This is a genomic window from Arenibacter echinorum (genome assembly GCF_003259375.1).
In the GTDB taxonomy this organism is placed as follows: Bacteria; Bacteroidota; Bacteroidia; order Flavobacteriales; family Flavobacteriaceae; genus Arenibacter; species Arenibacter echinorum.
On the sequence record NZ_QLLN01000005.1, the window covers coordinates 483,425 to 509,490 of the forward strand.

24 protein-coding genes are annotated in these 26,066 nt (G+C 38.8%); 8 read left to right on the forward strand and 16 right to left on the reverse strand.

The annotated features are described in order from the left end of the window. Positions 1-65 precede the first annotated feature (65 nt). The 7 genes from LV92_RS15285 (at position 66) to LV92_RS15320 (ending at position 9,639) form a co-directional block, all read left to right on the forward strand. A complete protein-coding gene (locus tag LV92_RS15285) occupies positions 66-392 on the forward strand; it encodes a SpoIIAA family protein (protein WP_245946398.1) in 327 nt (108 codons plus the stop codon). A gap of 6 nt (positions 393-398) precedes the next feature. Further along, on the forward strand, positions 399-2,369 hold the full coding sequence (locus LV92_RS15290; RefSeq protein ID WP_111624470.1) for a heavy metal translocating P-type ATPase: 1,971 nt from the start codon (positions 399-401) through the stop codon (positions 2,367-2,369). A gap of 663 nt (positions 2,370-3,032) precedes the next feature. Continuing rightward, complete coding sequence (locus LV92_RS15300; protein WP_111624471.1) at positions 3,033-3,473, forward strand: hypothetical protein; 441 nt, start codon at positions 3,033-3,035, stop codon at positions 3,471-3,473. 72 nt (positions 3,474-3,545) lie between these two features. Next, on the forward strand, positions 3,546-4,730 hold the full coding sequence (locus tag LV92_RS15305; protein ID WP_111624472.1) for a TolC family protein: 1,185 nt from the start codon (positions 3,546-3,548) through the stop codon (positions 4,728-4,730). 18 nt (positions 4,731-4,748) lie between these two features. Further along, positions 4,749-4,991 (forward strand): hypothetical protein, encoded by a 243-nt coding sequence (locus LV92_RS15310; RefSeq protein ID WP_069859106.1) that lies wholly within the window; start codon positions 4,749-4,751, stop codon positions 4,989-4,991. 20 nt (positions 4,992-5,011) lie between these two features. Beyond that, a complete protein-coding gene (locus tag LV92_RS15315) occupies positions 5,012-6,514 on the forward strand; it encodes an efflux RND transporter periplasmic adaptor subunit (RefSeq protein WP_111624473.1) in 1,503 nt (500 codons plus the stop codon). A 14-nt stretch (positions 6,515-6,528) separates the two neighbouring features. Further along, complete coding sequence (locus LV92_RS15320; RefSeq protein ID WP_111624474.1) at positions 6,529-9,639, forward strand: efflux RND transporter permease subunit; 3,111 nt, start codon at positions 6,529-6,531, stop codon at positions 9,637-9,639. Between the two features lie 266 nt (positions 9,640-9,905). Here LV92_RS15320 and LV92_RS15325 read toward each other — a convergent pair whose 3' ends face one another. The 7 genes from LV92_RS15325 to LV92_RS15355 form a co-directional block, all read right to left on the reverse strand. Beyond that, a complete protein-coding gene (locus LV92_RS15325) occupies positions 9,906-10,667 on the reverse strand; it encodes a phospholipase D family protein (protein ID WP_103440918.1) in 762 nt (253 codons plus the stop codon). Positions 10,668-10,764: 97 nt separating this feature from the next. Next, a complete protein-coding gene (locus LV92_RS15330; protein WP_239985735.1) occupies positions 10,765-12,366 on the reverse strand; it encodes a type IV secretory system conjugative DNA transfer family protein in 1,602 nt (533 codons plus the stop codon). 40 nt (positions 12,367-12,406) lie between these two features. Then, complete coding sequence (gene mobB / locus LV92_RS15335; protein WP_111624475.1) at positions 12,407-13,432, reverse strand: MobB family relaxase; 1,026 nt, start codon at positions 13,430-13,432, stop codon at positions 12,407-12,409. 4 nt (positions 13,433-13,436) lie between these two features. After that, positions 13,437-13,994: a BfmA/BtgA family mobilization protein gene (locus LV92_RS15340; protein WP_111624476.1), complete on the reverse strand. Its 558-nt coding sequence runs from the start codon at positions 13,992-13,994 to the stop codon at positions 13,437-13,439. A 467-nt stretch (positions 13,995-14,461) separates the two neighbouring features. Then, positions 14,462-14,911, reverse strand: a complete 450-nt coding sequence (locus LV92_RS15345; RefSeq protein WP_111624477.1) for a JAB domain-containing protein — start codon at positions 14,909-14,911, stop codon at positions 14,462-14,464. A gap of 68 nt (positions 14,912-14,979) precedes the next feature. Then, positions 14,980-15,360 (reverse strand): DUF6876 family protein, encoded by a 381-nt coding sequence (locus tag LV92_RS15350; RefSeq protein ID WP_103440922.1) that lies wholly within the window; start codon positions 15,358-15,360, stop codon positions 14,980-14,982. An 83-nt stretch (positions 15,361-15,443) separates the two neighbouring features. Beyond that, the gene (locus LV92_RS15355) at positions 15,444-15,782 is read right to left on the reverse strand and encodes a single-stranded DNA-binding protein (protein ID WP_111624478.1); all 339 of its coding nucleotides are present in this window, start codon (positions 15,780-15,782) and stop codon (positions 15,444-15,446) included. Between the two features lie 391 nt (positions 15,783-16,173). On the opposite strand from LV92_RS15355, the gene LV92_RS15360 reads away from it, so the two are divergent. Continuing rightward, positions 16,174-16,386, forward strand: coding sequence for a hypothetical protein (locus tag LV92_RS15360; protein WP_111624479.1), 213 nt, complete (start codon positions 16,174-16,176; stop codon positions 16,384-16,386). A gap of 47 nt (positions 16,387-16,433) precedes the next feature. Here the strand turns inward: LV92_RS15360 and LV92_RS15365 are convergent, their stop codons facing one another. The 9 genes from LV92_RS15365 to LV92_RS15400 form a co-directional block, all read right to left on the reverse strand. Then, entirely contained in the window at positions 16,434-17,582 is a 1,149-nt protein-coding gene (locus LV92_RS15365; RefSeq protein WP_146613552.1) for an exonuclease/endonuclease/phosphatase family protein, read from the reverse strand. Between the two features lie 10 nt (positions 17,583-17,592). Next, positions 17,593-18,276: an ATPase gene (locus LV92_RS15370; protein WP_394336270.1), complete on the reverse strand. Its 684-nt coding sequence runs from the start codon at positions 18,274-18,276 to the stop codon at positions 17,593-17,595. Then, positions 18,260-18,937 carry a hypothetical protein gene (locus tag LV92_RS15375; RefSeq protein ID WP_192877654.1) on the reverse strand — a complete coding sequence of 226 codons (678 nt, stop codon included), beginning with the start codon at positions 18,935-18,937 and terminating at the stop codon, positions 18,260-18,262. Before LV92_RS15375 ends, LV92_RS15370 begins: the two co-directional genes overlap by 17 nt. After that, on the reverse strand, positions 18,934-19,224 hold the full coding sequence (locus LV92_RS15380; RefSeq protein ID WP_103440927.1) for a helix-turn-helix domain-containing protein: 291 nt from the start codon (positions 19,222-19,224) through the stop codon (positions 18,934-18,936). Before LV92_RS15380 ends, LV92_RS15375 begins: the two co-directional genes overlap by 4 nt. A gap of 236 nt (positions 19,225-19,460) precedes the next feature. Then, entirely contained in the window at positions 19,461-20,276 is an 816-nt protein-coding gene (locus LV92_RS15385; protein WP_103440928.1) for an RteC domain-containing protein, read from the reverse strand. 311 nt (positions 20,277-20,587) lie between these two features. Beyond that, positions 20,588-22,747: a prolyl oligopeptidase family serine peptidase gene (locus LV92_RS15390; RefSeq protein ID WP_111624481.1), complete on the reverse strand. Its 2,160-nt coding sequence runs from the start codon at positions 22,745-22,747 to the stop codon at positions 20,588-20,590. Positions 22,748-22,820: 73 nt separating this feature from the next. After that, positions 22,821-22,946 carry a hypothetical protein gene (locus tag LV92_RS22090; RefSeq protein ID WP_262509682.1) on the reverse strand — a complete coding sequence of 42 codons (126 nt, stop codon included), beginning with the start codon at positions 22,944-22,946 and terminating at the stop codon, positions 22,821-22,823. Positions 22,947-23,033: 87 nt separating this feature from the next. Further along, the gene (locus tag LV92_RS15395; protein ID WP_111624482.1) at positions 23,034-24,770 is read right to left on the reverse strand and encodes a helix-turn-helix domain-containing protein; all 1,737 of its coding nucleotides are present in this window, start codon (positions 24,768-24,770) and stop codon (positions 23,034-23,036) included. After that, positions 24,770-26,065, reverse strand: a complete 1,296-nt coding sequence (locus LV92_RS15400; protein WP_111624483.1) for an HlyD family secretion protein — start codon at positions 26,063-26,065, stop codon at positions 24,770-24,772. Before LV92_RS15400 ends, LV92_RS15395 begins: the two co-directional genes overlap by 1 nt. Position 26,066: the final 1 nt, after the last annotated feature.

The following is a 26,066-nucleotide window of genomic DNA, read 5'->3' on the forward strand; positions in this document are numbered from 1 at the left end:
TTATTTCAATACATTGAATAAAAATTAAAATTATGATACAGTTAATAAATTCAAAAAATGAAAATTTGATAGCAGTAAAATTGGAAGGTAAAATCTCAAAAGAAGATGTTGAACAAGTCCATCCGCTAATCCACAAAATTCTTAAAACCAATAATAAAGTGGATTTCTATTTTGAAATGCACGATTTCCACGGATATGAGCTGCAAGGTCTTTGGGCTGATATTAAAGTCGATGTTTCCCACCTTTCAGATTATGGAAAAATGGCTTTTGTAGGAGAAAAGAAATGGCAGGAATGGGCTGCAAAAGCAACTAATTTTTTCACAAGTTCTGAAGTGAAATATTTCGATTTAAAGAACAAGGAACAAGCTAAGCAATGGATAAATTTTCAATAATATAAAATGAGCAAGAAAAAACGTAATCTTCGTGATATCAATATCGAAGAACATAAAGGAGAACATGCTCACGACGATGGTCATAAGCACAGCAGTTCAGAAAGGATAAGTAAATTTAAAACCTACCTACCTGCTATTTTTAGTTTTGTGATGCTGATAGTCGGTATTACCATAGACTATTTTGATGCATTACCTTATTTTAAAGACTGGATACGTATTGTTTATTACACAGCAGCATACCTTCCTGTAGGCTTCCCTGTGATAAAAGAAGGCTGGAACAGTATTAAAAATGGCGATTTCTTTACAGAATTCTTCTTGATGTCCATTGCAACTTTGGGGGCATTTGCCATAGGCGAATATCCGGAAGGTGTGGCCGTGATGTTATTCTATGCTGTAGGCGAACTGTTCCAGAATGCCGCTGTCAACCGTGCTAAAGGAAACATCAAAGCTTTGCTGGACGTACGCCCCAATGAAGCACTGGTATTTCGCGATGGCGAGTTTATTTCCGTCAATCCAGAAACGGTTGCTATAGGTGAGAAGATTCAGGTACGAGTGGGGGAGAAAGTACCGCTTGATGGTATGCTACTTTCTGAAAAAGGTTCGTTTAATACGGCAGCCTTGACAGGAGAAAGCAAACCCGATACCATTGCAAAGGATGAAAAGGTATTTGCCGGTAGCATCAACCTCGATGGTGTTATAGAAGTGGAAACGACAAAGGAATTTAAGGACAGTTCCATAGCACGAATTTTGGATATGGTACAGAACGCCACCGCCCGAAAGTCCAAAACGGAGCTTTTTATCAGAAAGTTTGCAAGGATTTATACCCCCATCGTTGTTTTCCTAGCTATCGGGCTAACATTCCTGCCCTACTTTTTTGTAGATGGTTACGTGTTCCGTGAATGGCTCTACCGTGCGCTGATATTCTTAGTGATTTCATGTCCCTGTGCCCTAGTAATTTCTATTCCCTTGGGTTATTTCGGCGGCCTGGGTGCGGCATCCAGAAATGGAATACTGTTCAAGGGTGCATCCTTTTTAGATACGATGACAAAAGTAAATACCGTGGTAATGGATAAAACTGGGACGGTAACCAAAGGGGTCTTTAAAATCAAAGGAGTTGTAAACAGCTCGGCTTTTACCGAAGCGGAATTTATGCAGTACCTAATGTCGATGGAAGAACAATCCACCCATCCCATTGCAAAGGCAATTTTGGAATACAAGGCAGAGGGTGCTGATTTTGAAGCGACCGAGGTTTCCGAAGTCGCCGGGAAAGGATTAAAAGGAACGGTCAATGGAAAAACCGTGTTGGTAGGAAATAAAGCCTTAATGACCTCGAACAAAATAGAAGTCAATTCACAAACAGATGGCATCGTAGAATCAATTGTAATGGTTGCCATTGATGGAAAATTTGCAGGTTATGTGACCATAGCGGATGAATTAAAGGCCGATGCGCATCAAGCCATAAAGCAAATTAGGGAATCAGGGATTTCCAAAATCATCATGCTTTCTGGCGATAAGGATTCCATTACCCAACAGATAGCAAAAGAATTGAAAATCGATTGGGCGAAGGGTGGTCTATTACCCGAAGATAAACTTAACGAAGTCGAAAAACTAAAAAAGCAGCTCGATACCAAAGTTGCATTTATTGGCGATGGTATTAACGATGCCCCTGTCTTGGCTGCAAGTGATGTAGGAATTGCAATGGGAGGTCTTGGCAGTGATGTCGCTATCGAGACTGCCGATGTCATTATCCAAAACGACCAACCGAGTAAGATTGCACGTGCTATTCAAATAGGGCGTTCTACACGTCGAATTGTTTGGCAAAACATTGGTCTTGCCTTTGGCGTAAAAGTGTTGGTAATGGCCCTAGGAGCGTTCGGAATGGCGACAATGTGGGAAGCCGTATTTGCGGATGTAGGCGTGGCACTTTTGGCAATACTCAATGCCATACGGCTCCAAAAAATGGTTTGGCACTCATAAAAAGTGAATATATATATAAATATACCTATGAAATGTCTCAAAGTCGGAGAAAGAGAAGAGAAAATAACAAACTTGAAGAACCTAAAGGACGGACGGTGACCAAGAAGGATAGATTATGTGGCACCCTTGTAATCACTGGAATATTTATTGTAGGATTAATAATTTATTTTTTTGAGGCTATTTTTTATTTCTTTTACCTGCTTTTCTCCGATAAGTAAAATCGTGAAATGGGTATAGTGTAAATAACAGGATATATATAATATAGCGATAGTTTGGGAAAAAGAAATGCTCACGCATGCATAACATATCTTCTAACGTCACATAGCCAACAATTGAGCTTGCTAATTTTTCTAACTTGGTTGTCTACTATACTTGCAATATTAAATCCTTTATGTTTCAAAAAATGAAAAGTAGCAAAAATTTGCCTCGTACATTGAATTAGTATCTAAAAGTACATGTTGTGCAAAACTTTCATTGCAATAATCGCAAAATGGTTTAAAACATACCTTTTTAGGCACATTCCCCATACTAAAAACTAGTTTCTTGGGGCTGCTTGAGTTTATATTTCAACGGAAAAACCCTTTTTTACCGTAGCCCATTCAAAATTTTAAAAAAGCTTTAGATCCGTTTAAAATTAAATCGGAAAAGTTATCTTTGTTTTTGATGCAAAAGTACAATCACATAAAAGCATTTTTCTTTTTAGGCCTGTTCAGCTTTATGATGCTGCATCAAGCCTTTCCTCATTTGCATCATCAACATGAGGAAACACATTCACATTCAGAAATTGCACATACTAGCGAACACCATCACAATGATGACCATTCCCAAGAAGACGAAAATTCACCTTTAGGTTTCTTTGGATTCTTTTTGGATATGCACGTCCATTCTACGGTGTCGAGTGATATTGGCCTATTTAACAGAGACATTGTTGAAAAGCAGACCATTATTGGTAAAGAGATTGCTAATGGTGTTTTTGACATTCAAGGTCTTTTTTTAATTGATGATGGGCAAAATAGAACATCTCCTATTTATCATCCACCGAATACTTATTTTAATTCTTTTCTCTCATGCCTCGATACACGAGGTCCCCCATCTTTAGGTTAATCGTTTAGGAGCAATTACCGCTATGGTAGTAATCCTTTTATAAATTTAGATTAAACCTAAAATTCACAAACAATGAATAAACATATAGTATTCGCTATTTGCGGATGCCTGTTTTTTGTTAGTGGTTTCTCTCAAAATAGAAATTTGGAGGAATTACTTCTTGAAATAGAACAGAATAATACCGAGTTACAAGGCTATCAATCCTATATTGAAAGTCAACAGCTCGAAAACAAGAGCACCAACAATTTGCCAGACCCACAGCTCTCTGGGTATTATCTGCCCTTTGGCGATAATACCACAGATACTTATACGGAATATCAAATATCACAATCGTTTGAGTTCCCAACGGTTTATGCTGCAAGGGGTAAGTGGAACCATTTAAAGTCGGCGCAACTACAAACTGCCTATACAAAAAGGAGACAGTTGGTGCTATTAAATGCGAAGGAGCTTCTTATAGAGCTTGCTTTCTTAAGGAGGCAAAAAGGAATTGAGGCCGAAAGAAGAGCTCAGGGCAAACAGGTATTTGATCAGCTTAAGGAGCTCTATGACAAGGAGCAAGTAGGTATTTTAGATTTGAATAAAGCCAAAATTGCATGGATTCAGGAACAATTTGTGCTTGGACAGATCGAAAATGACATCCAAATCCTGGTATCCAAACTAAAAACCTTAAATGGCAACAAACCTTTGGATGTACTTTCATTGCTAATTGATTTGCCCGTAGAAATAGGAAGTAAGGACAACCTTTGGCAGGAAAAATTAGTGCAAGACCCTACCCTCCTGGAATTAAAGGCCAATGAGGTTGCTTCCTTGCAAAAAATGAAATTGGAGCAAAACAAGGTACTTCCAAATGTCGCTCTAGGCTACAACCATCAGGGTGTAAATGGCAATAATTATTCGGGATTTTACGGTGGACTATCCATTCCCTTATGGGGCAGTAAGAACAAAGTTAAAGCTGCGCAAGCAAGCCATGAGTATCAGCAATCCAATTCGCAAGTAATCTCAACTACGCTCTACGCCCAATTTCAAGAATCTTTTAATCGCTACCAATTAATGCGTTCAAAGTACCATGAGTATCAAACTACGATCGGCAGTTTGGAAAGTGAGAAATTACTTTTTAAGGCCTATATGCTGGGTGAGTATTCTTTTATGGATTACTATGTAGAGCTTCAGTTTTACCGAAATGCCTTCGATAAAATGCTGCAAATGGAAAAAGATTTGCATTTGCTTCAAGCAGAATTATTAAAACATCAATTATAAATTTTAAAACAAAACATTATGAAAATTTCAAAAATAGTATTCGCGGTAGCCTTAGTTTCAACTGTGGCCTTAACTTCTTGTAGAGACACAAAATCAAAGCCAGAAAGCACAGAAGAGCACGGTCATGAACACGATGCTGACGGTGGTCATATGCACGAGGAAACTATAGAACAAGAAGAGTTCCATGTTGATAAGGATTCTATGGAAATTAAACCTGAAACCCATAAACATGATGATGGTTCTGAGCACCACAATCATTAATATATAAATAGTTGTAGCAAATGAAATATATAATTATAGTGCTTGCCTTTTTGGCAATGTCTTGTAATGACAAGACAGAAGATGCACACGCACATAATGCAGATGGTAGTCATGTTGGAGAAGAAATTCCCCGTTTGGACCATACGATTTGGACGGACAAAACAGAACTATTTGTTGAGTTTCCGGTACTAATAGTAGGCCAAGGAAGTAGATTCGCTGCCCATTTTACCGAAATGGATAAACACCAGCCTGTTAGGGAAGGTTCGGTAACCGTAAGCCTGATAAAAGATGGTAAGGGCATCAGGAATACGGCGGATGCACCCACATCACCTGGGATATTTTCACCTGCAATTCAGCCCAAAGAAGTAGGGAACTATCAGTTGGTCTTTGAATTAACTACGCCCGGATATTCAGATAAGATCGTTATTGATAGTGTTACCGTATTTGCCAATGCGGATGAAGCCATAAAGGCCTTGGGTGCAGCTAAAGATGATGGGAGCATTTCATTTTTGAAGGAACAAGCTTGGAAAATAGACTTTCAGACAGCGGCTGCGATCAATGGTAAAATCTATGATGTTATAAATACCTCAGGTGTTTGGATGCCTTCGCCAGGCTCCGTTAAGACAATGGTAGCAAAATCTAACGGGGTGGTGGATTTTGCAGAAAGCAATCTTACCGAGGGTACGCCAGTTAAAAAAGGCCAATTATTGATCAATATAAGCAGTCAAGGTTTGGCATCCAATAATTTGAGTACAGAAATTGCAAAGGCACGTTCCAGTTTTGAACAGGCTAAGTCCGAATATGAACGTAAAAAGCAATTGTACGAATCGAAAATTGTTCCTAAAGCAGAGTTTGAAAAAGTAGAAAGCAATTTCAATATCGCCCGATCCAATTATCAAGGCCTTGCGGCAGGAGTTGCTGGTGACGGAAAGCAAATTCGGGCACCATTCGATGGTTATATCACAGCGATAAATGTTGCCAACGGAGATTATGTAGACCAAGGCGCCGCAATGTTAACGTTGGGAACGCTTCGATCCAGGGTTTTAAAGACCCAAATTGCACCTTCTTATGGACTCACCATGGAGAATGCACAAAGCATTTGGTATCAAACCAAGGATGCCCAATGGCGCAATGTGGCATCTTCTGGAGGTTCGATCCTTTCCATTGCTAAAGATGTAGATAACAACAGACCGCTAATTTCTGTTTTTGCCCAGGTCAATGACGATATTGAAATGCCGGAAGGGAGCTTGACCCAGGTTCAAATTGCAATGGGCAACGCAACCCAAAACACAATGATTCCTGTAAATGCTTTGTTGGAAGATTATGGTAGTTATTCCGTTATGGTACAACTTTCAGGAGAAAGTTTTGAAAGAAGGCCTGTAAAAATTGGAAAGCGCAATGGGGAAAATGTAGAAATACTCCAAGGTCTAGAGATTGGGGAAGTAGTAGTAACCACAGGAGCATATCAGGTTAAAATGGCTTCAATGTCCGGTTCAACACCTGCACACGGTCACGAACATTAAAAAATCGAAGAGAAATGTTAAACAAAATATTATCAATTTCACTTCAAAATAGATTGCTCATTCTATTGGGAGCGGTTGCATTGAGCGTGTTGGGTATTTACTATGCCAGGACAATGAACGTCGATGTATTCCCAGATCTTACGGCACCTACGGTAACCATTCTTACCGAAGCCCATGGAATGGAATCTGAAGAAGTCGAAAAATTAGTAACCTATCAACTGGAAACAGCCTTGAACGGCTCGCCAAATGTTCGAAGAATCCGTTCTTCATCGGCAGCAGGCATATCCATTGTTTGGGTAGAATTTGATTGGGGAACCGATATCTATCGAGCACGACAAATTGTGAGCGAACGGATCCCAATGGTAAGGGAAAATTTACCGGAAGGAATAGGTGCGCCGACTATGGCTCCTATTTCATCCATTATGGGCGAAATAATGCTACTGGGAGTTACGTCGGATAGCCTTTCGGCAATGGAATTACGAACTCTTTCCGATTGGACCATTAGACCACGTATAAAAGCTATTGGCGGTATTGCAAATGTGGTGGTCATAGGTGGCGATTATAAGCAATACCAAGTATTTGCAAACCCTGAAAAGATGAAGTATTACAACCTAAGTCTTTCAGAATTGGTCGAAAAGGTTAAAGAGGCCAATGCCAATGCGCCAGGTGGTGTTATCAACCAATATGGCAATCAATACATTATCAAAGGGAGTGGTAGAGCTTATGCTTTGGAGGATTTACGGGAAGCAGTTTTAAAACAGGTCAATGGTCAAACCATCAAAATTAAGGATGTGGCCACGGTTCAAATTGGAGCTGCCGATAAGATTGGGGATGGTTCATTGAATGCGAATCCGGCGGTGATCTTAACCATTTCAAAGCAACCGGATGTAAATACATTGGAACTTACAGACCGTTTGGATGAAGCTATTGCTGATTTACAAGCAACTTTGCCTAAAGGTGTAAACATTAAAAGTCAAATCTTTAGACAATCCGATTTTATTGATGCCTCGATCAGCAATTTGAATCAAACCTTAATGGAAGGTGCATTCTTTGTAATGATTATCCTTTTCATCTTTTTAATGAATTGGAGAACAACGGTAATTTCATTGCTTGCCATTCCTATTTCCTTATTGGTGTCCATTATCATCTTAAAATGGCTGGGTTATACCATTAACACAATGAGTTTAGGTGGGATGGCAATCGCTATTGGCGCCTTGGTGGATGATGCTATTATTGATGTGGAAAATGTGTATAAGCGCCTGCGCGAAAATATCAGAAAACCAAAGTCTGATCGGCAATCGACAATTACGGTCGTGCGGGACGCTTCCGTAGAAATACGAAGTTCTATTATTATCGCCACCTTGATTATCATTGTCTCATTTATACCGCTGTTCTTTTTGAGCGGGATGGAAGGTAGATTATTGCAACCGTTGGGCATTGCATTTGTAACATCTGTTCTAACCTCTTTGATCGTTGCTGTAACTGTAACCCCAATATTGTGTTCCTATTTGTTGGATAACGAAAAGCTTTTGAACAAACAAGCAGAGGGCACACGGGTGGAACGTTGGTTACAGAAACATTATGGAAATATATTGGAACGCGCCACAAAAATTCCAAAAGCTGTCATTGGTGTAACGGTCATTGCCTTCTTTGTAAGTCTTTTGGTTTTAACGCAATTGGGAAGAAGTTTTCTTCCAGAATTTAATGAAGGTTCTTTGGTAATTAGTGTGGTAGGACCACCGGGAATGTCTTTGGAAGAGAGCAACAAAACAGGAAAATTGATAGAGACGATATTATTGGACCTGCCCGAAGTTGAAGTGGTTACCCGACGACAAGGACGAGCAGAACTGGATGAACACGCACAAGGTGTAAATGCTTCAGAAATTGATGTCCCATTTATTCTAAAAGACAAAACCAAGGAAGAATTTTTTGAAGAAGTCCGAACCAAATTAAGCATTGCCCCAGGGGTAAATATTACTTTGGGGCAACCCATCGCACACCGGATAGATCATATGCTATCAGGTACACGTGCCAATATTGCGATCAAGATTTATGGTTCCGATCTACAACGTTTATTTGAAGTAGGCAAGAGTGTAGAGCAGAACATCAAAGATATTGATGGATTGGCGGATGTAGCGGTAGACCAACAAATAGAAGTTCCGCAGATACGCATCAAACCTAAACGTCAAATTTTGGCGGCCTATGGAATGACAGTTGGAAATTTGATGGAGCAGGTAGATATTGCTTTTGCCGGGGAAGAGGCAGGCGAAATTTATGAAGGTCAACAATATTTCGATCTGGTTGTGCGCTACGAAAAACCATTTAGGAATGACATTGAGAACATCAACAATACATTAGTAAGTCTTCCTAATGGCGGATACACAATAATAGGTGAATTGGCCACCGTTCAATCCGTGAGCAGTCCAAATACTATTAACCGAGAGGATGTGCAACGTAAAATTGTAGTAGCTGCCAATGTACAGGGCAGGGATTTACGAAGTGCCGTCAACGAAATAAAGGATGTTGTTGCCAGTAATGTAGCAATGCCTGAAGGTTATCGGGTGGAATATGGCGGACAGTTTGAAAGCGAGTCCAAAGCATCACAATTACTTATGTTCACTGCAATCATTGCAATAGCTATCATTTTCCTGCTATTGTATTATGAATTTAAAGATGTAAAACTGGCATTTGTAGTATTGATCAATCTGCCTTTGGCTTTAATCGGTGGTATTTTGATAGTGTACTTCACTTCCGGAATTATCAGTATCGCAGTGACCATAGGTTTTATTAGCCTTTTCGGTATCGCAACCCGAAATGGAATCCTATTGGTTTCCAGATATGAGGATTTGAGAAAGGAAGGAATGAAAGGTTTTGAATTGATAAAAACAGGAGCTTTAGATCGCCTAAACCCGATCTTAATGACAGCCTTTACAACAGGCCTGGCCTTGATTCCCTTGGCCCTAAAAGGAGGCGAGCCTGGCAGTGAAATACAAAGCCCCATGGCGGTGGTTATTTTGGGGGGATTGTTATCTGCTACCATTTTAAATTTGGTCGTGATTCCTTGTGTTTATCAGTTGGTATTGAAAAGCCCGACCAGTGCTGCTGACGCCCCGGAATTAGTGTAAATAAAAAATCTTCGGATATATAACTGAACCATTTCAGGCCTTGAGTAACAAATTGTTTGCCAAGGTCTATTTGGCTCGGATTATTAGTTCAATTTAAGATTCACAATAGGCATTGAATTGATACATTTAGAATTTTTGGATTTAGAACCTTCTATGATTTGGATTTAATTAATGAATGAGTAATAAATCTAAGTAATTCAGTAAACTGAATGTTTAATGGAACAGATTAAAATTTATTATTATAATGTATAATATTGCCTTATTATTCAATTCCCTTGCTCAAGATACAACTCCTTACCCCACTCGGTTAACTCCTTTTCCAAGTAGTTTTCATTATGGAACAAGGCATCAAATTCACCTACCAATTCTTTAATAGCTTTTCTGTCCTCAATTCGGATCCTGGTTTCATAGTTATTCTTGGTCCCATTACCAGTGAAATTCAATGAGCCCAAATAGGCAATCCCATCATCGATCAAGTACAATTTTCCATGTATAAAAGGATGTGAGTAGGAATGGGAATCGGCAGTTGTAAACACCTTGAAAGGAAATAACTGTCGGTAAGAATATTTGTAGATTTTGGCGTTCCTAATTTTCGAAGTGTAATTCCGAATCAACAGCCAAGCTAGGAGTAAAGGAATACCTCCCCATAAAACCATACGATCCTGAATATTATATGCAATAACAACAAGCTCTAGAATCATTACCATCAAAAAAAAGTAAAGCCATCTTTTTATGTTGATCCATTTTAATCGGAGGGCCTTTGCATCTATATCAATACTTTTGTCCTGAATAATAAGTTGACAGATATTCTTTTGTCTATCCCCGTAAAAGTCCTCTATGGTATCCATAGTGATCAACTGTACCTCAACACCCCTATAATGCAGGTCGATCAATTTCTTGACCAGAAAGGGAGAAAGAAACGGCGATACTATTTTTACAGATCGTTTTGCATTCTCAATTTCTTCCATCAATTTTTTGCCGGCTCCAGTACCGATATATACATCGCAGATGGCCTGATTAAAATACATGGTTTCCTTATTATTGTTGACCTATTAAATTACAAAATCCGATGCTCTTATTAAAACGAATATAAACCCAAATCCATTAGTTATCAACAAATTAAGACTATTTCAGCTTTAACGGCAGAAATTTTCGAACGTCCATATGGATCCGCTCAAAGTTTTCCGTTATCGCTCCATCTCTAATTCGAAATTTGGGTTTTGGAAGCCCCTTCTCAATATTGGGTTTTGGAAATCTTACTTTTTTATCCTTGCCATCCGCGAAGGCAATAAACTCCCCTTCCTTCAATCTAAAAAATTCCTCTGCCCGGATCTTGCTTACCTCCCTCTCTCCCTTTGTTATCCTGGTATCAAAATTCAACGTATTCTCCCCCTTACTAACACTCTTCGTCGGCCGCTTTACAAGTTCAAAAAAACGTTCGTAATATCTGGCGGTATCGGGATCATTCGCCTTTCCAAAAAACTGGTAGGATAGATTACTTAAAATGGCCCGGCTGGCTTTGTCCCCATACATCATATCGTTTTGAATTTTATCCTGGAGCACATAGATCGTGGCAACGTCATAACTTCTTAAAGTCGCTGGAATTCTATGCATATTAAGCAATCGTATCGTAGGCGCTTCTTCCATCAAAACGAAAGAACGGTGGCGGCCACGTTTGCTCATTTGCTTGGTAATGGTATGGATTATTGTGGCTATCACCGGGGAATAGGCCGTTTCAAATTTAGGATTGTTCACTATGGAAACTACGGAGGGATGTTCGGGATTATTTATATCCAAAGGCACTTCATCGGCGGACAGTGCCATAAATATGCGTTGGGTACTGATCTTTTTAAGGGCATTGGCCAGCGTGCTCATTACCCCGGCTGTTTGACGTTCGGAATCCTTTCCTGAAATAAAGGCATCCGCCATAGCCTTGGATGTAAAGTCGGAACTTAAAAATTGTATCAGATTTTCCGTATCCAAATATTGGTAGGCAGCAATCAAGTGTGGTAGGGTACAATATTTCCCATGGCTGGTCTTCAGCTTCCAAATAAGGCCACCCAAAAGTCCTTCCACGGCATCGTTAAAGAACTTTGAGGAACCCATGGCAATTGTCTCGCGTTGCTCCAAAAGGTTCTCCAAAAGTACCCTGGAAACCTCATTAACGCTTTCTTCGTCCTCCATATAGCGAGGTGCGATAGGATTAACACGCTGATGAATATCGTCAAAGGAAATAATATGAAACGGTATTTCGGTATTGTTAAATAAGGGATAGGCCATTTCTGTAATCTCAAAATCCTTGTAATCATGGATGACCCCTGCAAATTGATGCTCGTTGAAGTGTTTCAAAAAATTATAGACCACGCTTTCCGTTTTGCCACTTCCCGCCGATCCAATTATGGAAGCCCCTCGCCTAATGTTCTTCAGGACCAGGTTCCCGTTCAATAAATCGAACTTCACCTTATATCTTTTTGGTTCTATAGCAGTTCCAAAATTATAATTGAAGTATATAAATAATACCAAGTTTGTCACCTGAAAAGGTATTAACCAAAACAATACTATTTTGATAAAAACTGGCCACCCAAATAAGGTTAGTAATGCGCCTCCTAGAACAAGCAACAATATAAAGTTGATAGCAAATGGATACTTGTTTTTCTTAAAGGACAGATATTGCAAAGCCATGGCCGCCACATAGATAAATACAGAAAGTAAAACCGTAATTTTCATCTTGGATTATTTTAGAAACATCTAATAATTCCTGGCATTCTTAAATACCTATGGAACTTGAGGATTTGGCCACGTCTATTACCTTTTTAAATTGTTTAATGGCCTGTAGGGCTGCTTCCACCTTATTGGTGGGAATATTAAGTTTTGGAATATGTACCCCGGCAGTACCCATAAGTTTAAATGCAGCACTACGTTCATTGGTCGGAAGTCCCAAGAGATGGGCGAAATAAATTTTAGGGTCATGGATATAAGTCTTACGGGCTTGGTACGACTCCACAAAATTTCGTTTGTACTTGAACATGGTATCAAACCTCTTTTCCGCATTGTCATAAAACTGGTCCCGCCTAAACCCACGTTTGACCATTTTGCCGTTAAGTTTGGACTCTGACGCCATGTATTTGCTCCCTGGGGAAAGACTAAATCTATTGGAAACATCCTTTCTACTGACAATGATATGGACATGGGTCTGTGGTCCTGGCTTTTTCATCCCCTGAACAACGACCTTGCCATCGATACGATGTGGGATTTGAGCATTGAGCATGGCGATGTCATTTTGCATAGTTTTGGCATTGCCGGCAACCTCCCCCCGTTCCACTTTACGGATTTCATTTTCAAGTTTTACGATCTGTGCTCTGTACACCTGATTTTCTTTCACCTGCCTATCAAACCCTTTAAAAGTGCGTTCATATTCCAGCTTCGCATAGTATTTGATACTGTCTACAGATACAGGATTATCACGATGGAAAGAAGCCGCATAGTCCTTCATGACCTCTCTCACATATTCCTTTAAAAGTTTTGGGTCATTGTTGATATGATTAAGTTCCCGCTGACTTGGGTTAATGGTGATGGAATAAAACTTGGGTTCCTGCTTTTTCAGTTTGGCGGTATTGCCGTCGATCTCCTTGACCACCTGTTCCGGGGGGATACGGTCATGGTTTTGATCAAAGAACTGTTCTTGCTGATCCAATCCTTTTCCCTCGTTCTCCTTTTCCAAATAGTCGACAAAATCCGAAGAGCTCTGGGAAAAGGTCGTGTCCAAATGTTGTTTGGTGATACTGATATACATAACGCTATTCTGTTTTTAATTTCATTTTCAATTGTTCGAACTCTTCAGTGGTCATATCCAATTGCAGTTTGGGTTTACCAAAATTGCTTTTCACCAAGTTTACCTTATTGACCAGCGCCATCAATTCCGACTTTTTTTGGTTTAGGTCGCGTTGAAGATTGGTATGCTCCCTTTTTAGGACTATAGCTTCCTCTATCTTCTGAAAAAAAGCATCTCTTTCCGGGTTGTCCTCCTGACCTTCCATTAACAATGGTGCTTGTCGGTACTTCTTTCTGGGCGAGTGTTCGAATAGAAGTTCCAGCATGGCAGTTGTGGGTTTGGTCTGATGCTTTTCTATATCCTTTATGATCCCGATCATAGAATTGATACGCCTTTTGATATTAGCCTCCATGTCCCACAAATTGGGACCAAAATCTTGAAAAGGGGATAACTGATATTTCTCAAAAAAATCCATCATTCCTTCCAGAACATCGCTATGTGTTCTTTCATGTTTATTTGAAAAAATCCGGAACCGATTCACAGTTTCCAGCAGAAAGTTGATACGTGCAAATTGTACTTTCATGACTTTCATATTTACTGGGACAGTGCTGCCCAGCTATAGTGGGACTTCCCAAGGCCTCTATCCTATTACGCTTCTTTTTCAACAGGTTTAAAATTCAATTTATATATTTTAAATAGCTGATAATCAATTATTTAAAAACAAATTAAACTCCACAACATCGCAACGCGTGTTGTCCTCTTGCTCTTCCTTTTTTCCCGCAGGGTCAAATTTTTAGACTTCCTCACAATTTAGTGTTGACCTGGCTTTCTGAATTCTTCTTGAAAAATTTTAAGAGTTTTGAAGATGGATTTTTGAGGAATTATCAACTAATGTTTAAAAACGCTTCGAATCCCGCAAAAAAAAGGCAGCTCTTGGCTACCCTTTTACTTTTGGATTAAATATTTTTAAACTTTATCTATAAATTTATAGGTATAGCGTTTTTTAAATGATTCCTCCTTGATGATTTTTCATAATCGATTCTGTTCAGCTTACAATATTCCTTGATCTGAAAAACTGAAATATTTCCCATTGGGCACAAGTATCAAATGATCCAAAACCTTAATATCGAAAAGAACGGCGGCATTTTTTATCTTCTCGGTCAAATCCGTATCCGATCTACTTGGTTTCAAAGTTCCTGACGGATGGTTATGGACCAAAATTACGGCCGTAGATAAGGTTTTTAAGATTACGGCAAAGAGTATTCGCAAATCCACCAAAGTGCCCGTAATTCCCCCAGTAGATACCTGATAGGTTCCTTTAACCCTATTGGAATTGTTCAAAAGAAGAACTTTAAAGGTTTCCTGTAACCCTATAGTGTCCTTGTTCCATGTTTCATACAATAGTTTGGCAACATGCGTGGAATCGCAAAGGGAGGCAGAGTCAAAAGTCCCTAATTTGTCGCAATAACTTATCTTAATTTCGTTAACTTCGCTTTTCATTGTTTTTCTTATTTAAGGTTAATAATGAAAAGAGGGCGGTACTATGGTCAGTTCGCCCTCTTTTATTTTTAATATTCGCTGGGCAGCATCAAGGTATTGTCCACAAAGAACAACTTGAGTTCGTCCAACGGAAAATCTGTAATATGATATTTATGGCTTTCGAAGATGTTGCCATTGCCATCACTGTAATCAATGCTGGCTTCGTATCCCATCACCTCTTTTTCTTCCTCTGAAAATCTTCTGAAATCGATTGTAATAAATCGACTTTTGTTCATCAAACTTTTGGCGATTACGGAGGCATCCGTAACTAGCCAAAAACATTCGGCTTCATTGGCAAGGTATTTTATCCCATTGGTAAACCTAGTCTTCAATAGGGGTATTTGAAATAGCATTTCAGAACCGTTAAAATGTTGTAGTCCTTCCCTTATTTCCTTAGTTTTGCAGTTCATTATTGATAGATTTATAGTTAATAATGATAAGATTTAGAGGGCGTTTAATTTCGGGAACGCCCTCTTTTGTTTTCTTGAATCTGCTATGACTTGTTTCCAAGCAATAGAATTTCATCTGCTATCACTTCGGTAACATAGCGCGTATTACCATCTTCCGCGATATATGTCCGGCTTTTTAGTTTACCTGTTATACCCACTTCCTTGCCCTTTCCGGTGTACTTCTCCACGATCTCGGCAGTCTTCCCCCAAGCTACAATGGTGTGCCAGTCGGTACTTTGGACCTTCTCTCCATTGGCATTTTTGTAATGCTCATTGGTTGCCAGTTGAAAACGTGCCACCTTTTTACCACTTTCAAGATTTGTAATCGCTGGAACATCCCCGACGTTCCCGATCAACTGTACATGGTTTCTTAATTTGCTCATAATTGAAAATATTTATGTCCACATTGTTGCAGACGGTTAATAATTGATTTAAAAATGATTTACTTTTTATATCTCGAGCGTTTTCCTTTTTTTGATTTTTTTGTACGGTTTCATTTTTAGGATTTGGATACGCTTTCATGATTTCCTGATTTAGACTTACTTCCCATAGTGCTCTCACTGTTACCTTTTTTGATGCTATACAGTGCACAACATTCGAACTTGGCAAGACGTATAAATAGGAGCGAGTGGAGCCTGCCTAGAGTGCAGGCGAAGAGAGCCTGGTTTATGCCGTCGCACAAGACCGAATGTTGTTATTTCGCTATCGAAAAAAGGTTAGAGGGACTGAGGAAGAGGTAAGTATAGAACATCCAATGAAAAGAAAACAGAACCTATGAAACGGTACAAAGTGAACTTTAAAGATTCCGATCAGTTCTTACCGTCATATGCAGCGCCTTTGTTCATTTTCACAACGATTAATTTTTTTAACGAAGTGGGCAAAGCGGACTTGAGCTATTTTTTTATGGATGGGGAGAGGCTGGGGCCCATAAAACAATGGCTCGTGTCCAAGATGGGCATGAGGCTTATTGCCCGAAATGTAATGTAGGAGCAATGTGCCGAAGAGTTGGTAGCCTTAAATAGAATTACCAATATTTATTCCAATATGGGAAAGTATGTTCTTGATTGCCATTTGGCATTATCGAACTCTCCCCATATCAAGGGATGGGAACTAGCGGCATGCACCTTATTTTTTAATGTAGGATATACTTCCCAATTTGAATTTCTCTCCGGCCACATCCCCTTGCGATTAAGTCCACAAGCAATAAGCTTTTGGGTCATCTCAAAGGAAAGTAACATATAGTCCTTCTGTTTAATGTTAACTCCCATACGATAGGCACCCATTCGGAAATATCCTGCATCTTCGCCCTTGTCCTTGTCCGCCCTACACCTTGGATTTCTGGACACATCTTCCAGATCGGTCTCCCGAAGGAGCGGAGAAAGACAGTCACTATATGACACATCGTTCAGGGTGCCACAGACGAGAATCAATTCCTTTCCTTCTGCTTTCATTTTGTCATAGATGGAGGCAACCTTCCTGGCTTGTATTTTTCTTTTGGATTCGTTGTCCGATGAAAATTGACTGGATAGGATATACAGCGTTTCCCCTTCAGGTGTGGTTATAGTATATTCTTGGCAATCAATATCAAAAATGGGATCCGCCCTATCCACAAAATCCAATCCATGACTTTTTACGGCATCCAATCGATAACCATTTTTGGTCAATATTCCCATACTCAATCCGCGGGCATCATTCCCTTCCAGGACCAAGATTTGGTCATAGGGAACGATATCATATTCCTTTAAAAATATACTATTGAAATCCATTAACGATGCCTTGTCTTCAACCTCCTGTAGTATTAAAATATCCGGGTCAATTTCCGAGACCAACCTCGCCTTATTTAGGATTGCTTTATGATCGATTGCCACTGAATGTAGGGCTATCCATCCGTTCCAATCGGTAAGCTGCGAAGCCCTGTTTTCATTGGTATAGCCTCTTTGTTTTAAAAATAGCTCCCCCTGTCTTTTTCTAAGTACCCCATAAGGGTGGTTATCGATATTTTCAAATCCTAATAAAAAGGTAAGTTCCCGAATGCGTTCCATATCATTTACACTTTTTTGCATTCTTGGCATTAGGGCATCCAATTCCGAAATCCAATTGGTCACACATTTGGTCAGGCCGTTTCTTATCAAGCTTTTGTCACGATGAAAGAGATTTTCAATATTCAAGGTTGCTATTTTCATTGTTTTAGTTTTAGATTCTTTTATCCTTAGTGTTATTTTCAAATGCAATTAAGTTGAACATTTGGCGCATCCGGCTTCGGACCCTTTTCCCGTAACGCTCCTCTAATTCCTCGGCATTCAGATTGGTGGTAACGTGAGTGCATATTTTGGTTTTCTGGAACAGTTCGAACCGCGATATCAACACCTCGCCCAATACATTGCAATCCTTTCCAAAATATGTTCCCAAGGGTTCCACACCCAGATCATCGAAGCAATAAAACCTACCTTTTCCATAATCCTCGATGATTTTATATCCAATATGGTTGAAGGCAAAAGTGATGTTACGGGCAGGAATAATTTCATAGGTCCTTTTATGCGGGACAAGATGTCGAATCAATCGCATCATGCTTGTCTTGCCACATCCCACAGGGCCGGTCAACAATATACCTTTGTTTGTGTCTATTTCCATTTTCCTGCAATTCTCGATATCCTTTACCATGTAACTGCATAGCTTTAGGAAAGTGCCCTTATCCTCTCCTCTAACCTTAAAACTTTCTCCGAATAGCGACCTGCCCTTGGCATCCAGATAAGTGAGCACTTTGGAAAAGTCGTAATCAATACGCTTGCCATCAAAGCTTCCCAGGCAGTATTCAATGCCACCTTCCATCAAAATATGTGGGCACAGATTTACCATTTTATCACAAGGGTTCCCCATAATTTTTGTTTATTGAAATATCCAAGAAATCCTTTTTAAGTTTATTGTTCGATCGTCCTAAAAAAGCACCCTCTCGATCTGATTCCATTGCCCTAAGCATCCATTTTTTTGCCATAGCCTTCCAGTCCTCAATTGTTGATTTCCTTCCTACCTTCCATCCCACACCTTGATAGTGGTTGTAGAATTTGGTACCCTCCATTATTGGCCATTTATTTTTTTTAAAAAATTTAATAACAGCATCTTCATTTTTTGGATGGCGCTCTTTAGAGCGTTTATTTTCTGTTTTAATTTGTTTATTATAGTTTATATTAGGTACTAATGCTTGTTCCACTACTTGTTCATTACTTGTCCCAGTGGTCGTACCACTAGTTGTACAGAATTTGAGCAACCTGATTTTACTGCCCTTGAATGGATTATGGGATGGCATATAATGAATATATTTCCAATCGTCAAGTCTTCTAAGGCAACGGTGGTAGGTGGCTTTTGATCCTATTTTTGCCATTTCCATGACTTCCTCGCGATTGATGTAGAAAATCTCCGGAAATCTATTGATGTTCCAAAATTGAAACAGGGCCATATACAAACTCACATGGGTGGGGTTTAGCCTTGAATCTTTGGCAAAATGTTGGAATACCGAATTGAGGTGTCTTATATAGTTCATTTTTTTTGTTTTGAGTTCTTAACAAGGTTATCCATTAGAATTCTTTGTATTTGCTCCGCATCGTAAAATATAAGCCCTCCTATTTTTGTAAAGGATAAAATGCCGCTGCGGCGCAGACTCCGCAACGTTCCAGAGCTAATGTTGAGCATGTTCATAACCTGGGTGCTCTTGAGCCATTCCTTTTTAATGACCTTGGCCTGGTTTTCGTGTAAAAGTTCCTTGATTTCCCCCAGAAGTTCAATTTTAAATTCCCGAAGATCGTCCGTAGTGATAATAGCCGTTGGCATATCGATTGATTTAATACAGAACCTACTTAATTGTTGTAGTCTGTGATTCGGACACAAAAATGAAAAAGAGTTTTGGAATAAATAGCCAAGTCATAGTCAGTTGACATAAATTATTATTGCATTAAATTCGAAGAAATTGGTAGGAAAATACCCCGAATTAAATACAAATTTTGGCATAATTTGATTTATTCCGTTTGGAAATGTTAAACAGTCAATTGACTATGACCTGACATTTTTTAATCGTCCAGATCAGTAATCCAATACTGTAGGGAATTTTTCAGTTTATCCAGAAACTTGGTTGGGTGGGTACGGTTTCTAATTCGGACCGAGGTATGGTGATAATCCCCCAGACCCACGCCAGTAACCTGTTCTAGGAATAGCATCACAGATTTTAAACTGGCATTGCCATGGTTTATGATGCCACTATAAAATAAGGCGAACCCCAGCTCAGTGAGGGCAATTTTTGACCCGGTCCAGTTGATTTTGGGAATAGGTATTTTCGGTAAGGGCATAGAAGTACTCAATTTTTGTTGAAGAAATTGCAAGAATCCTTGGTAACCCAATATCTGGGCAATCAATACATCATGGGAAGCACTAAATTCCGAATCAAAACTATGTCCAATTCGACCAGTACAGACAAATAAATTTCTATTCTTTCTTAAAAAATACTGTGAATCCAATGCACTGTTTTCCAGTTCAAGATATAGCACCATATCTTTATGACCAGCCAAAAAAGCATTTACGTCCCGGATCTTTCTTACTATAATTTCGTTGTTCATACCATAAGCTATATTAGGGAAGTCCAACTCAAATGTAAGTTGATGGGAATATCGCAAAAGGAGACCAAAAAGCAAGGGCTTGTCCTTTTTAAAGAATCGAATTTCTGAAGCTTCATCAGGAAAGCCATGGACTATCACTGCTTTACGATAATCTTCCAATATCTTTTGGCAAAAAGAAATGGCCTTATCAAATGACGCAATTGGGTTGCTGAACGATTGCTCAATCTGGAGCAGTTCTGATTCAATTTCACTTCGTGACCTTACCCAATCCATCTTTTCTCTTTTAACCCTTTGTCATTACCTCTAATATCTAGAAATAAGTAAGGCAAAAAAAGCCGGAGCCACCTTCATTTATAAACGAAAGGTGTGCATTTATAAATGACGGGGTAATAACTAGAAATTTTCTGAGATCATGAAAATTTAAACTATCAGTGTATTCTAAACCTAGTTCAGATTAGGGTCAAGGAAATTAAATAGAGCACTATTATTGATATCAAGTAAATTAGGCTTTTAAGTTGAACGCTCTTATGAATTCCAATAAATTAGAATAACCAATACAGCATCCAAAAGGGAGAAGAAATTGTCTAGTACTTCATATTAGACTTGGCAAAACTAAAAATTCGTGCATTCAGGTCTATAGAAGTGTCATAACCTTGTGAATTCTCATGACCATAATGATAATCGATATCCATCAATATAGGAACTTTTCCTTGATTGTATTTTTGAAGCTTCGCAATATATTTACCGCTATCCCACAAGGGGATCCTGTCGTCGTTGTTGCTAGGCATAATCAAGGTAGCAGGATAATTTTTTTTGGATCTCAAGTTTAAGTATGGGTCCATTTGTACAAGCCCAAGGCATTCCAAGCTATCTTTTACCGTACCATACTCAATATAACTGGTACTGCTGGACATCGTAGAGGATTCGAGTCCAAACGGGTGCATTCTAGGCACTTCGGCAATAAAGGAAGAATATAATTCAGGACATTCATTGACAGCCATACCTGCCGTAATACCACCAGCACTATTGGTGTAAAGTGAGACCAATCCTTTTCGAGTGTACCCCTTTTCAATTAAAGATTTGGTACAAGCGATAAGGTCTCTCCATGAATTATATTTTAAGGCTTTCATTCCTTGAATATGCCATTCTTCGCCCTTTTCCCCTCCACCGCGAACATGCGGGAAGGCAAGAATACCCCCTTGACTTACCCAATCCAGATATGTGGGCGAAAAGAATGGGCTCATACTTTCCCCATAAGCGCCGTATACATATATAAATACTTCGTTATTGGAATCAAGTTTTATATCTTTTTTATAGACCAAGGAAAGAGGTACTTCTACCCCATCATGGGAAGTGACCAAAATCTGTTTGGAGGTTATGTTGCGGAATTCAGGAAAGTTGGCAGAATCCAAAAGCCCTTCGTTAATAAATTTTCCATGTGGATCTATATAATATCGAACGTAATTTGAAGTCCAACCATCCACACCAATACCAATTTTGTTGTGAGTAACCGATTCCCCTAAAAATGAAGCATAGCCCGGTACAAAGGGCGGTTTTAGTTGAATAGTATTTTGTAAACTGTCAATTCGAAAAATAGATATCTCAACCCCATATTTTTCCCGAATAAAATATATGTTGTCTTTAGTAATCTCAAATTGGGTAATGGGTTCTTCACGACTACCGGTAGCAAGAATTAATGGCTTATCAAATTTGGGACGTTCAATATCTACTTGACAAAGTTGATTTCCGTTTGGAGTAGCTCTACGATATATAAAATGTTGGCCCCTTATTTCGCCCTGATTATAATAAATCTTATCTATAGTCTTAAAGAACGGCTTCCACTGGGGACTTCCTTTCATTACATCACTTAATTTGGCAATAAAACTATCGTAAAACATGCCTGATTTAGCAGAATATCCTATTATGTAGGAATCCCAACTAGAGCCTATTTTTACCTTGGGGAAATAATCAGAGGCAATTCCCAAAAAACTATCATCTCCAAAAATAGGCGTTCGTTTTTGAGGATTATCCCCAAAAAAATGGATAGCTGAAAAAGATTGCCTTTTGTACCTGGCGTCCGACTGTTCAACAAAAGGAAAGTAAAGATATATTATCCCTGAGTTATCAGGCAACCACTGTATTCCTCCAAAATCCGGATTAATTTGTGTTATTTGGTCCTTTAAAATTTTTTTAGTTTCCAAATCATAAAAGATAATGGTAGAGGTAAATTCCTCCCTTGGATCCAACCCAATCGCTATCTTACTTCCGTCAAAAGAGGGTTCTAAATAGCTTATATTTTTACTCTTGATGGCATAAGTACTCGGATCAAAAAGAACAGTTTCTTTATTGGACAGTTTTTCCTTATAGTATAGCAGGTCAATATCCTTTGTTTCGTCATAGCGCAAATAGAAGTAATTCCCTTTTTCATCTATACGTATGTTACTGATATTACCTCTGCTCCTACCTTCTAATTCCTGGAAACGCTTTTTAAACTGCCTAAAACGTTGATTGTTTAAAAAATAAGTTTCGGCCAAAGAATCCTGTGCTTTCAACCAATTTTGGACTTTGGGGTCTTTCAAATTCGTTAAATTATGGTAACTATCCACCACTGACATTCCAAAATGCTTATGGGATATAGAGTATTCGGCAATTTCTGGATAATTCCAAGAATCCGCTTCCTGCCTATTGTTACAGGAAGTAATCAAGCAAAAAAGACCAGAATATAATAAGATGTACCTTATCATTGTTTTTTAATTTTAAAACGTAGAAATCTAAGACCGGCCGAAGCGATCGCTGAATTTATAGTAACTTAAAGTATTAGTCTCTGTGTCCCCTTTTCGGCCTTTTAATTTTATCAGTATCGATAGGCCCATCTCCACCGCCCTTAATTTTAGTCAAGTTCTTTAATGCTCTTTTTTTGAAGTCTTCCATTTTTTTTCTCATGATTTCCGGTTTTAATAGTTAATAAATTAAAGGTTTATCCCAAGATAGCCCGTGTTGTAAAAAACTACAAATAATATATCCTACCATTTATAAATGACGTCCAATTTGTCTATTCTTAAGCTCCTTTAATACCTTGGAAGGATACACTCCGGTCTTGGAATAAAATGCTCTGGAAAAGGATTCCCCTGTTTTAAAACCAAAGGTGTCCGCCAACCCCTGATAGTTGTATTTTAACAATTCAGGCTCACTGGAAAGCCTATCAATTGCCGTTGTGATTTTTAAATCCTTCAAGTAGTTCGGGAAACTCATTTCTTTGTAATGGTTAATAACAGTGGACAAATAGGAGGTGTTCGTATCCATTTCCTGTGCCAATTGAGCCATATCCAATTCTTTGCTTAAATAGTGGTCAGACTTTTCAAAAGCCTCCAATTTCATCAAAATATCATCTCTTATTTCTTTAGGTACAGATGTTGGATATTCCTCGACTTTGGGTGAAAGAGGTTTAGGCCGCTTAGATCCTGCCAATAATTCCTTTACTTTGGTTTTAGTCTTTTGGGCCTTAATATAGAAGTATACACCTATCAAGATTGCAAGGCTTGCCATTGACCCTAATACAAATATCCAAATACCTTTGGCCTTGAGTTGTTCCTCTGCTTTGCTTTTTTGACGCTTCAGATAAGGAATATCATAGGCAACAGTGGCCTGTTCTATAATTCCTTTTTGTTCCGATGTCATCACGCTATCAAAAAATATAAGTTTTTCAATGGCATCGATTTCACGTTTTTGATTCTCCTCCAAACTGTAATACATAACCAGCTGTTGGTAAACCTCTTTAATATTATCAAAGGGTTCCCGGGACGCGCCCACGATGGAATCGATTTGTTGAAAATAAGTTATGGCCTGTTTATTGTTACCTGAGTATTGAGCTATCTTGGCCAAATAATAAAGTTTGATCGCCTTGCTTTTTCCTTCCAATTGAAAGACATATTTTAGAAGAGTATCCCTCGCTATTTGATAGTCCCCTTCATAATAATCCAATTGAGCGCCCACCAGAACAAAATCACGGTATTCCATTTTGTCATTATTGGACAATGCCTTATCAATGCCGGCTTTGTAATATTGCCGTGAGGAGTCCAATTGTGAAAGCCTTAGGTGGGCTAAGGCAAGATTGTACATCAAGATCATATAGTCATTATAATACGTGTTTTCAAAGTCTTTTTCCTTTTTCAACACCTTTAATGACCTGGTGTAAATATCTGCTGCAGCATGAGGCTGGCCATTAAGGTTGCGAATTGCAGCAATGGCCATGGAACATGTAAGTTGATCGTTAAGATTGTTTTTCTCTACCGCTAGATTATAAGCGGTAATGTAATTCTGCAGGGAAAGTTGATAATCTCCTTTGTCATAGAAAATAATAGCCTTGAGTATATAACCAAAAGTGGGATATTCGAGATGGTCACTTTGAGCGGTAACCAAAATAATTGAATCGGAATAGGAAATTGCTAATTCCGGTTCTTCAATAATAGTTCGGTAATAATAACCACTGGCAAGCTCCATTACGTTGGATTCGCTTTTAGCTTTATTGATATGGACCTCGGTTAGATATCTTAGCTTTTGTAAATCACCATTTTCATAGGCTTCATCCTCCAAGTCCATAATGCTTTGATAGGTCGTATCCGATAAGTAATCCGTAGTCAATAAAAGAGTATCCTTGAGAAAGTTGGGTTCTTGAGCAAAGCAGACGCTCAATGTAGCAAACAACAAAACTAATATTGCCAAAGGGCTAAATCTATAGACTCTATATTTGATTACGGTCCTAGTCATTATTGTGTATTTGACCAGAGATTTCTAAACTGATAAAAAATACGCTGTAGTAACGTTACCTCCTCTAAAATGATTTCGGCGCTGCCGATCATTTCCTGTTTAAATTCCAAAGTTCTACCGTATGAAGTCACTAAGTCCTTGATCTTTACATATACCACATAACCTTCATTTTCGCCCGTTCTGGGGACTTCGGAAATTGTTTTTACTTCTCCCTTAAGGGACCCCCATTCGCGATAGGGATAGTTTTCCAATTTAATGATGACACGCTGACCCGGCCTTATCTTTCCTGAGTTTAGGATGGGTACCTGGCACCTTCCTAATAACCCTTGGTTTCTTAATGGAACCACCGTAAAAACTACCTGATTTTCCTTAACATTTTGATGTTTTCCCCAAACATCGAAAAAAGAGATCCGTCCGGCAATAGGGCTCGTTAATAAATATTGTTCCTCCCACTCGGTCAATGCAGATATGAGTTCTTCTTGCTCCAATTCTAAAATGGAACCATGCGTATTCTCGTTTTTTAGTCGAGAATTATCGAACTGCATTTGAGTGTTCCGAATACTCGTTTCCACCATGCGTAATTGATTTAGTTCCTGTTCTAGATTCCCATATTCACGTTGGACTTTCAAATATTCCTTTTCCTTTTTTTCTAAATCACCAAGTGATATGACTCCCTTTTTTAAAAGCTCTTGATATCGATCAAAATCAATTTGGGCTATTTCAAGGTCACGTTGAAGAACAATAATTTCTTCCTTTTTGTTTTTAATGGCAGTGGATTGTCCAAGAAGTTGTTGTTTAAGTTCAGTTTCTTTCAACGCTTCGTTGTCCAGGGATCGATAAAATATAAGATTGCGATAGGCATTTAGAAATCTATTATAAAAAGGTCGAATCTGCCCGCTAAGCCTCAATTGGTTTGGGAATTGATATGATAAGGTCTGCGGTTTTAATACCAAAGGATATCCAGATGTCAGTTTTTGTTTTAGCATGACCATGTCCTTGGCTTCCCCAGTGTTTTCCAACACTCCTAAAATGTCACCTTTGGAAACTGTATCCCCTGGATTATAATTTACCTCGATTAATTTACCAGTCTGTTTTGCCCTTAAATGTACAGGTGGATCCAATGTGGTCAATACCACCGATGCTTTAATGCTCTCGTTAAAGGAGAAAAAAGAGGCAAACACTACAACAAGGACAAAAAAAGAAATCACCAATACTATTCCCCATTTAAGCATCCAATTGGATTCCCTACTTATATAGGCCTCTTTCTCATATATGTAAATACCCTGGTCTTCCATG

Bases quoted from the DNA above. Each gene is read 5' to 3' on its own strand.
- LV92_RS15290 (WP_111624470.1), top strand. From the start codon at position 399: ATGAGCAAGAAAAAACGTAATCTTCGTGATATCAATATCGAAGAACAT.
- LV92_RS15300 (WP_111624471.1), top strand. From the start codon at position 3,033: ATGCAAAAGTACAATCACATAAAAGCATTTTTCTTTTTAGGCCTGTTC.
- LV92_RS15305 (WP_111624472.1), top strand. From the start codon at position 3,546: ATGAATAAACATATAGTATTCGCTATTTGCGGATGCCTGTTTTTTGTT.
- LV92_RS15310 (WP_069859106.1), top strand. From the start codon at position 4,749: ATGAAAATTTCAAAAATAGTATTCGCGGTAGCCTTAGTTTCAACTGTG.
- LV92_RS15315 (WP_111624473.1), top strand. From the start codon at position 5,012: ATGAAATATATAATTATAGTGCTTGCCTTTTTGGCAATGTCTTGTAAT.
- LV92_RS15320 (WP_111624474.1), top strand. From the start codon at position 6,529: ATGTTAAACAAAATATTATCAATTTCACTTCAAAATAGATTGCTCATT.
- LV92_RS15325 (WP_103440918.1), bottom strand. From the start codon at position 10,667: ATGTATTTTAATCAGGCCATCTGCGATGTATATATCGGTACTGGAGCC.
- LV92_RS15330 (WP_239985735.1), bottom strand. From the start codon at position 12,366: ATGAAAATTACGGTTTTACTTTCTGTATTTATCTATGTGGCGGCCATG.
- mobB (WP_111624475.1), bottom strand. From the start codon at position 13,432: ATGTATATCAGTATCACCAAACAACATTTGGACACGACCTTTTCCCAG.
- LV92_RS15340 (WP_111624476.1), bottom strand. From the start codon at position 13,994: ATGAAAGTACAATTTGCACGTATCAACTTTCTGCTGGAAACTGTGAAT.
- LV92_RS15345 (WP_111624477.1), bottom strand. From the start codon at position 14,911: ATGAAAAGCGAAGTTAACGAAATTAAGATAAGTTATTGCGACAAATTA.
- LV92_RS15350 (WP_103440922.1), bottom strand. From the start codon at position 15,360: ATGAACTGCAAAACTAAGGAAATAAGGGAAGGACTACAACATTTTAAC.
- LV92_RS15355 (WP_111624478.1), bottom strand. From the start codon at position 15,782: ATGAGCAAATTAAGAAACCATGTACAGTTGATCGGGAACGTCGGGGAT.
- LV92_RS15360 (WP_111624479.1), top strand. From the start codon at position 16,174: ATGAAACGGTACAAAGTGAACTTTAAAGATTCCGATCAGTTCTTACCG.
- LV92_RS15365 (WP_146613552.1), bottom strand. From the start codon at position 17,582: ATGAAAATAGCAACCTTGAATATTGAAAATCTCTTTCATCGTGACAAA.
- LV92_RS15370 (WP_394336270.1), bottom strand. From the start codon at position 18,276: ATGGGGAACCCTTGTGATAAAATGGTAAATCTGTGCCCACATATTTTG.
- LV92_RS15375 (WP_192877654.1), bottom strand. From the start codon at position 18,937: ATGAACTATATAAGACACCTCAATTCGGTATTCCAACATTTTGCCAAA.
- LV92_RS15380 (WP_103440927.1), bottom strand. From the start codon at position 19,224: ATGCCAACGGCTATTATCACTACGGACGATCTTCGGGAATTTAAAATT.
- LV92_RS15385 (WP_103440928.1), bottom strand. From the start codon at position 20,276: ATGGATTGGGTAAGGTCACGAAGTGAAATTGAATCAGAACTGCTCCAG.
- LV92_RS15390 (WP_111624481.1), bottom strand. From the start codon at position 22,747: ATGATAAGGTACATCTTATTATATTCTGGTCTTTTTTGCTTGATTACT.
- LV92_RS22090 (WP_262509682.1), bottom strand. From the start codon at position 22,946: ATGAGAAAAAAAATGGAAGACTTCAAAAAAAGAGCATTAAAGAACTTG.
- LV92_RS15395 (WP_111624482.1), bottom strand. From the start codon at position 24,770: ATGACTAGGACCGTAATCAAATATAGAGTCTATAGATTTAGCCCTTTG.
- LV92_RS15400 (WP_111624483.1), bottom strand. From the start codon at position 26,065: ATGGAAGACCAGGGTATTTACATATATGAGAAAGAGGCCTATATAAGT.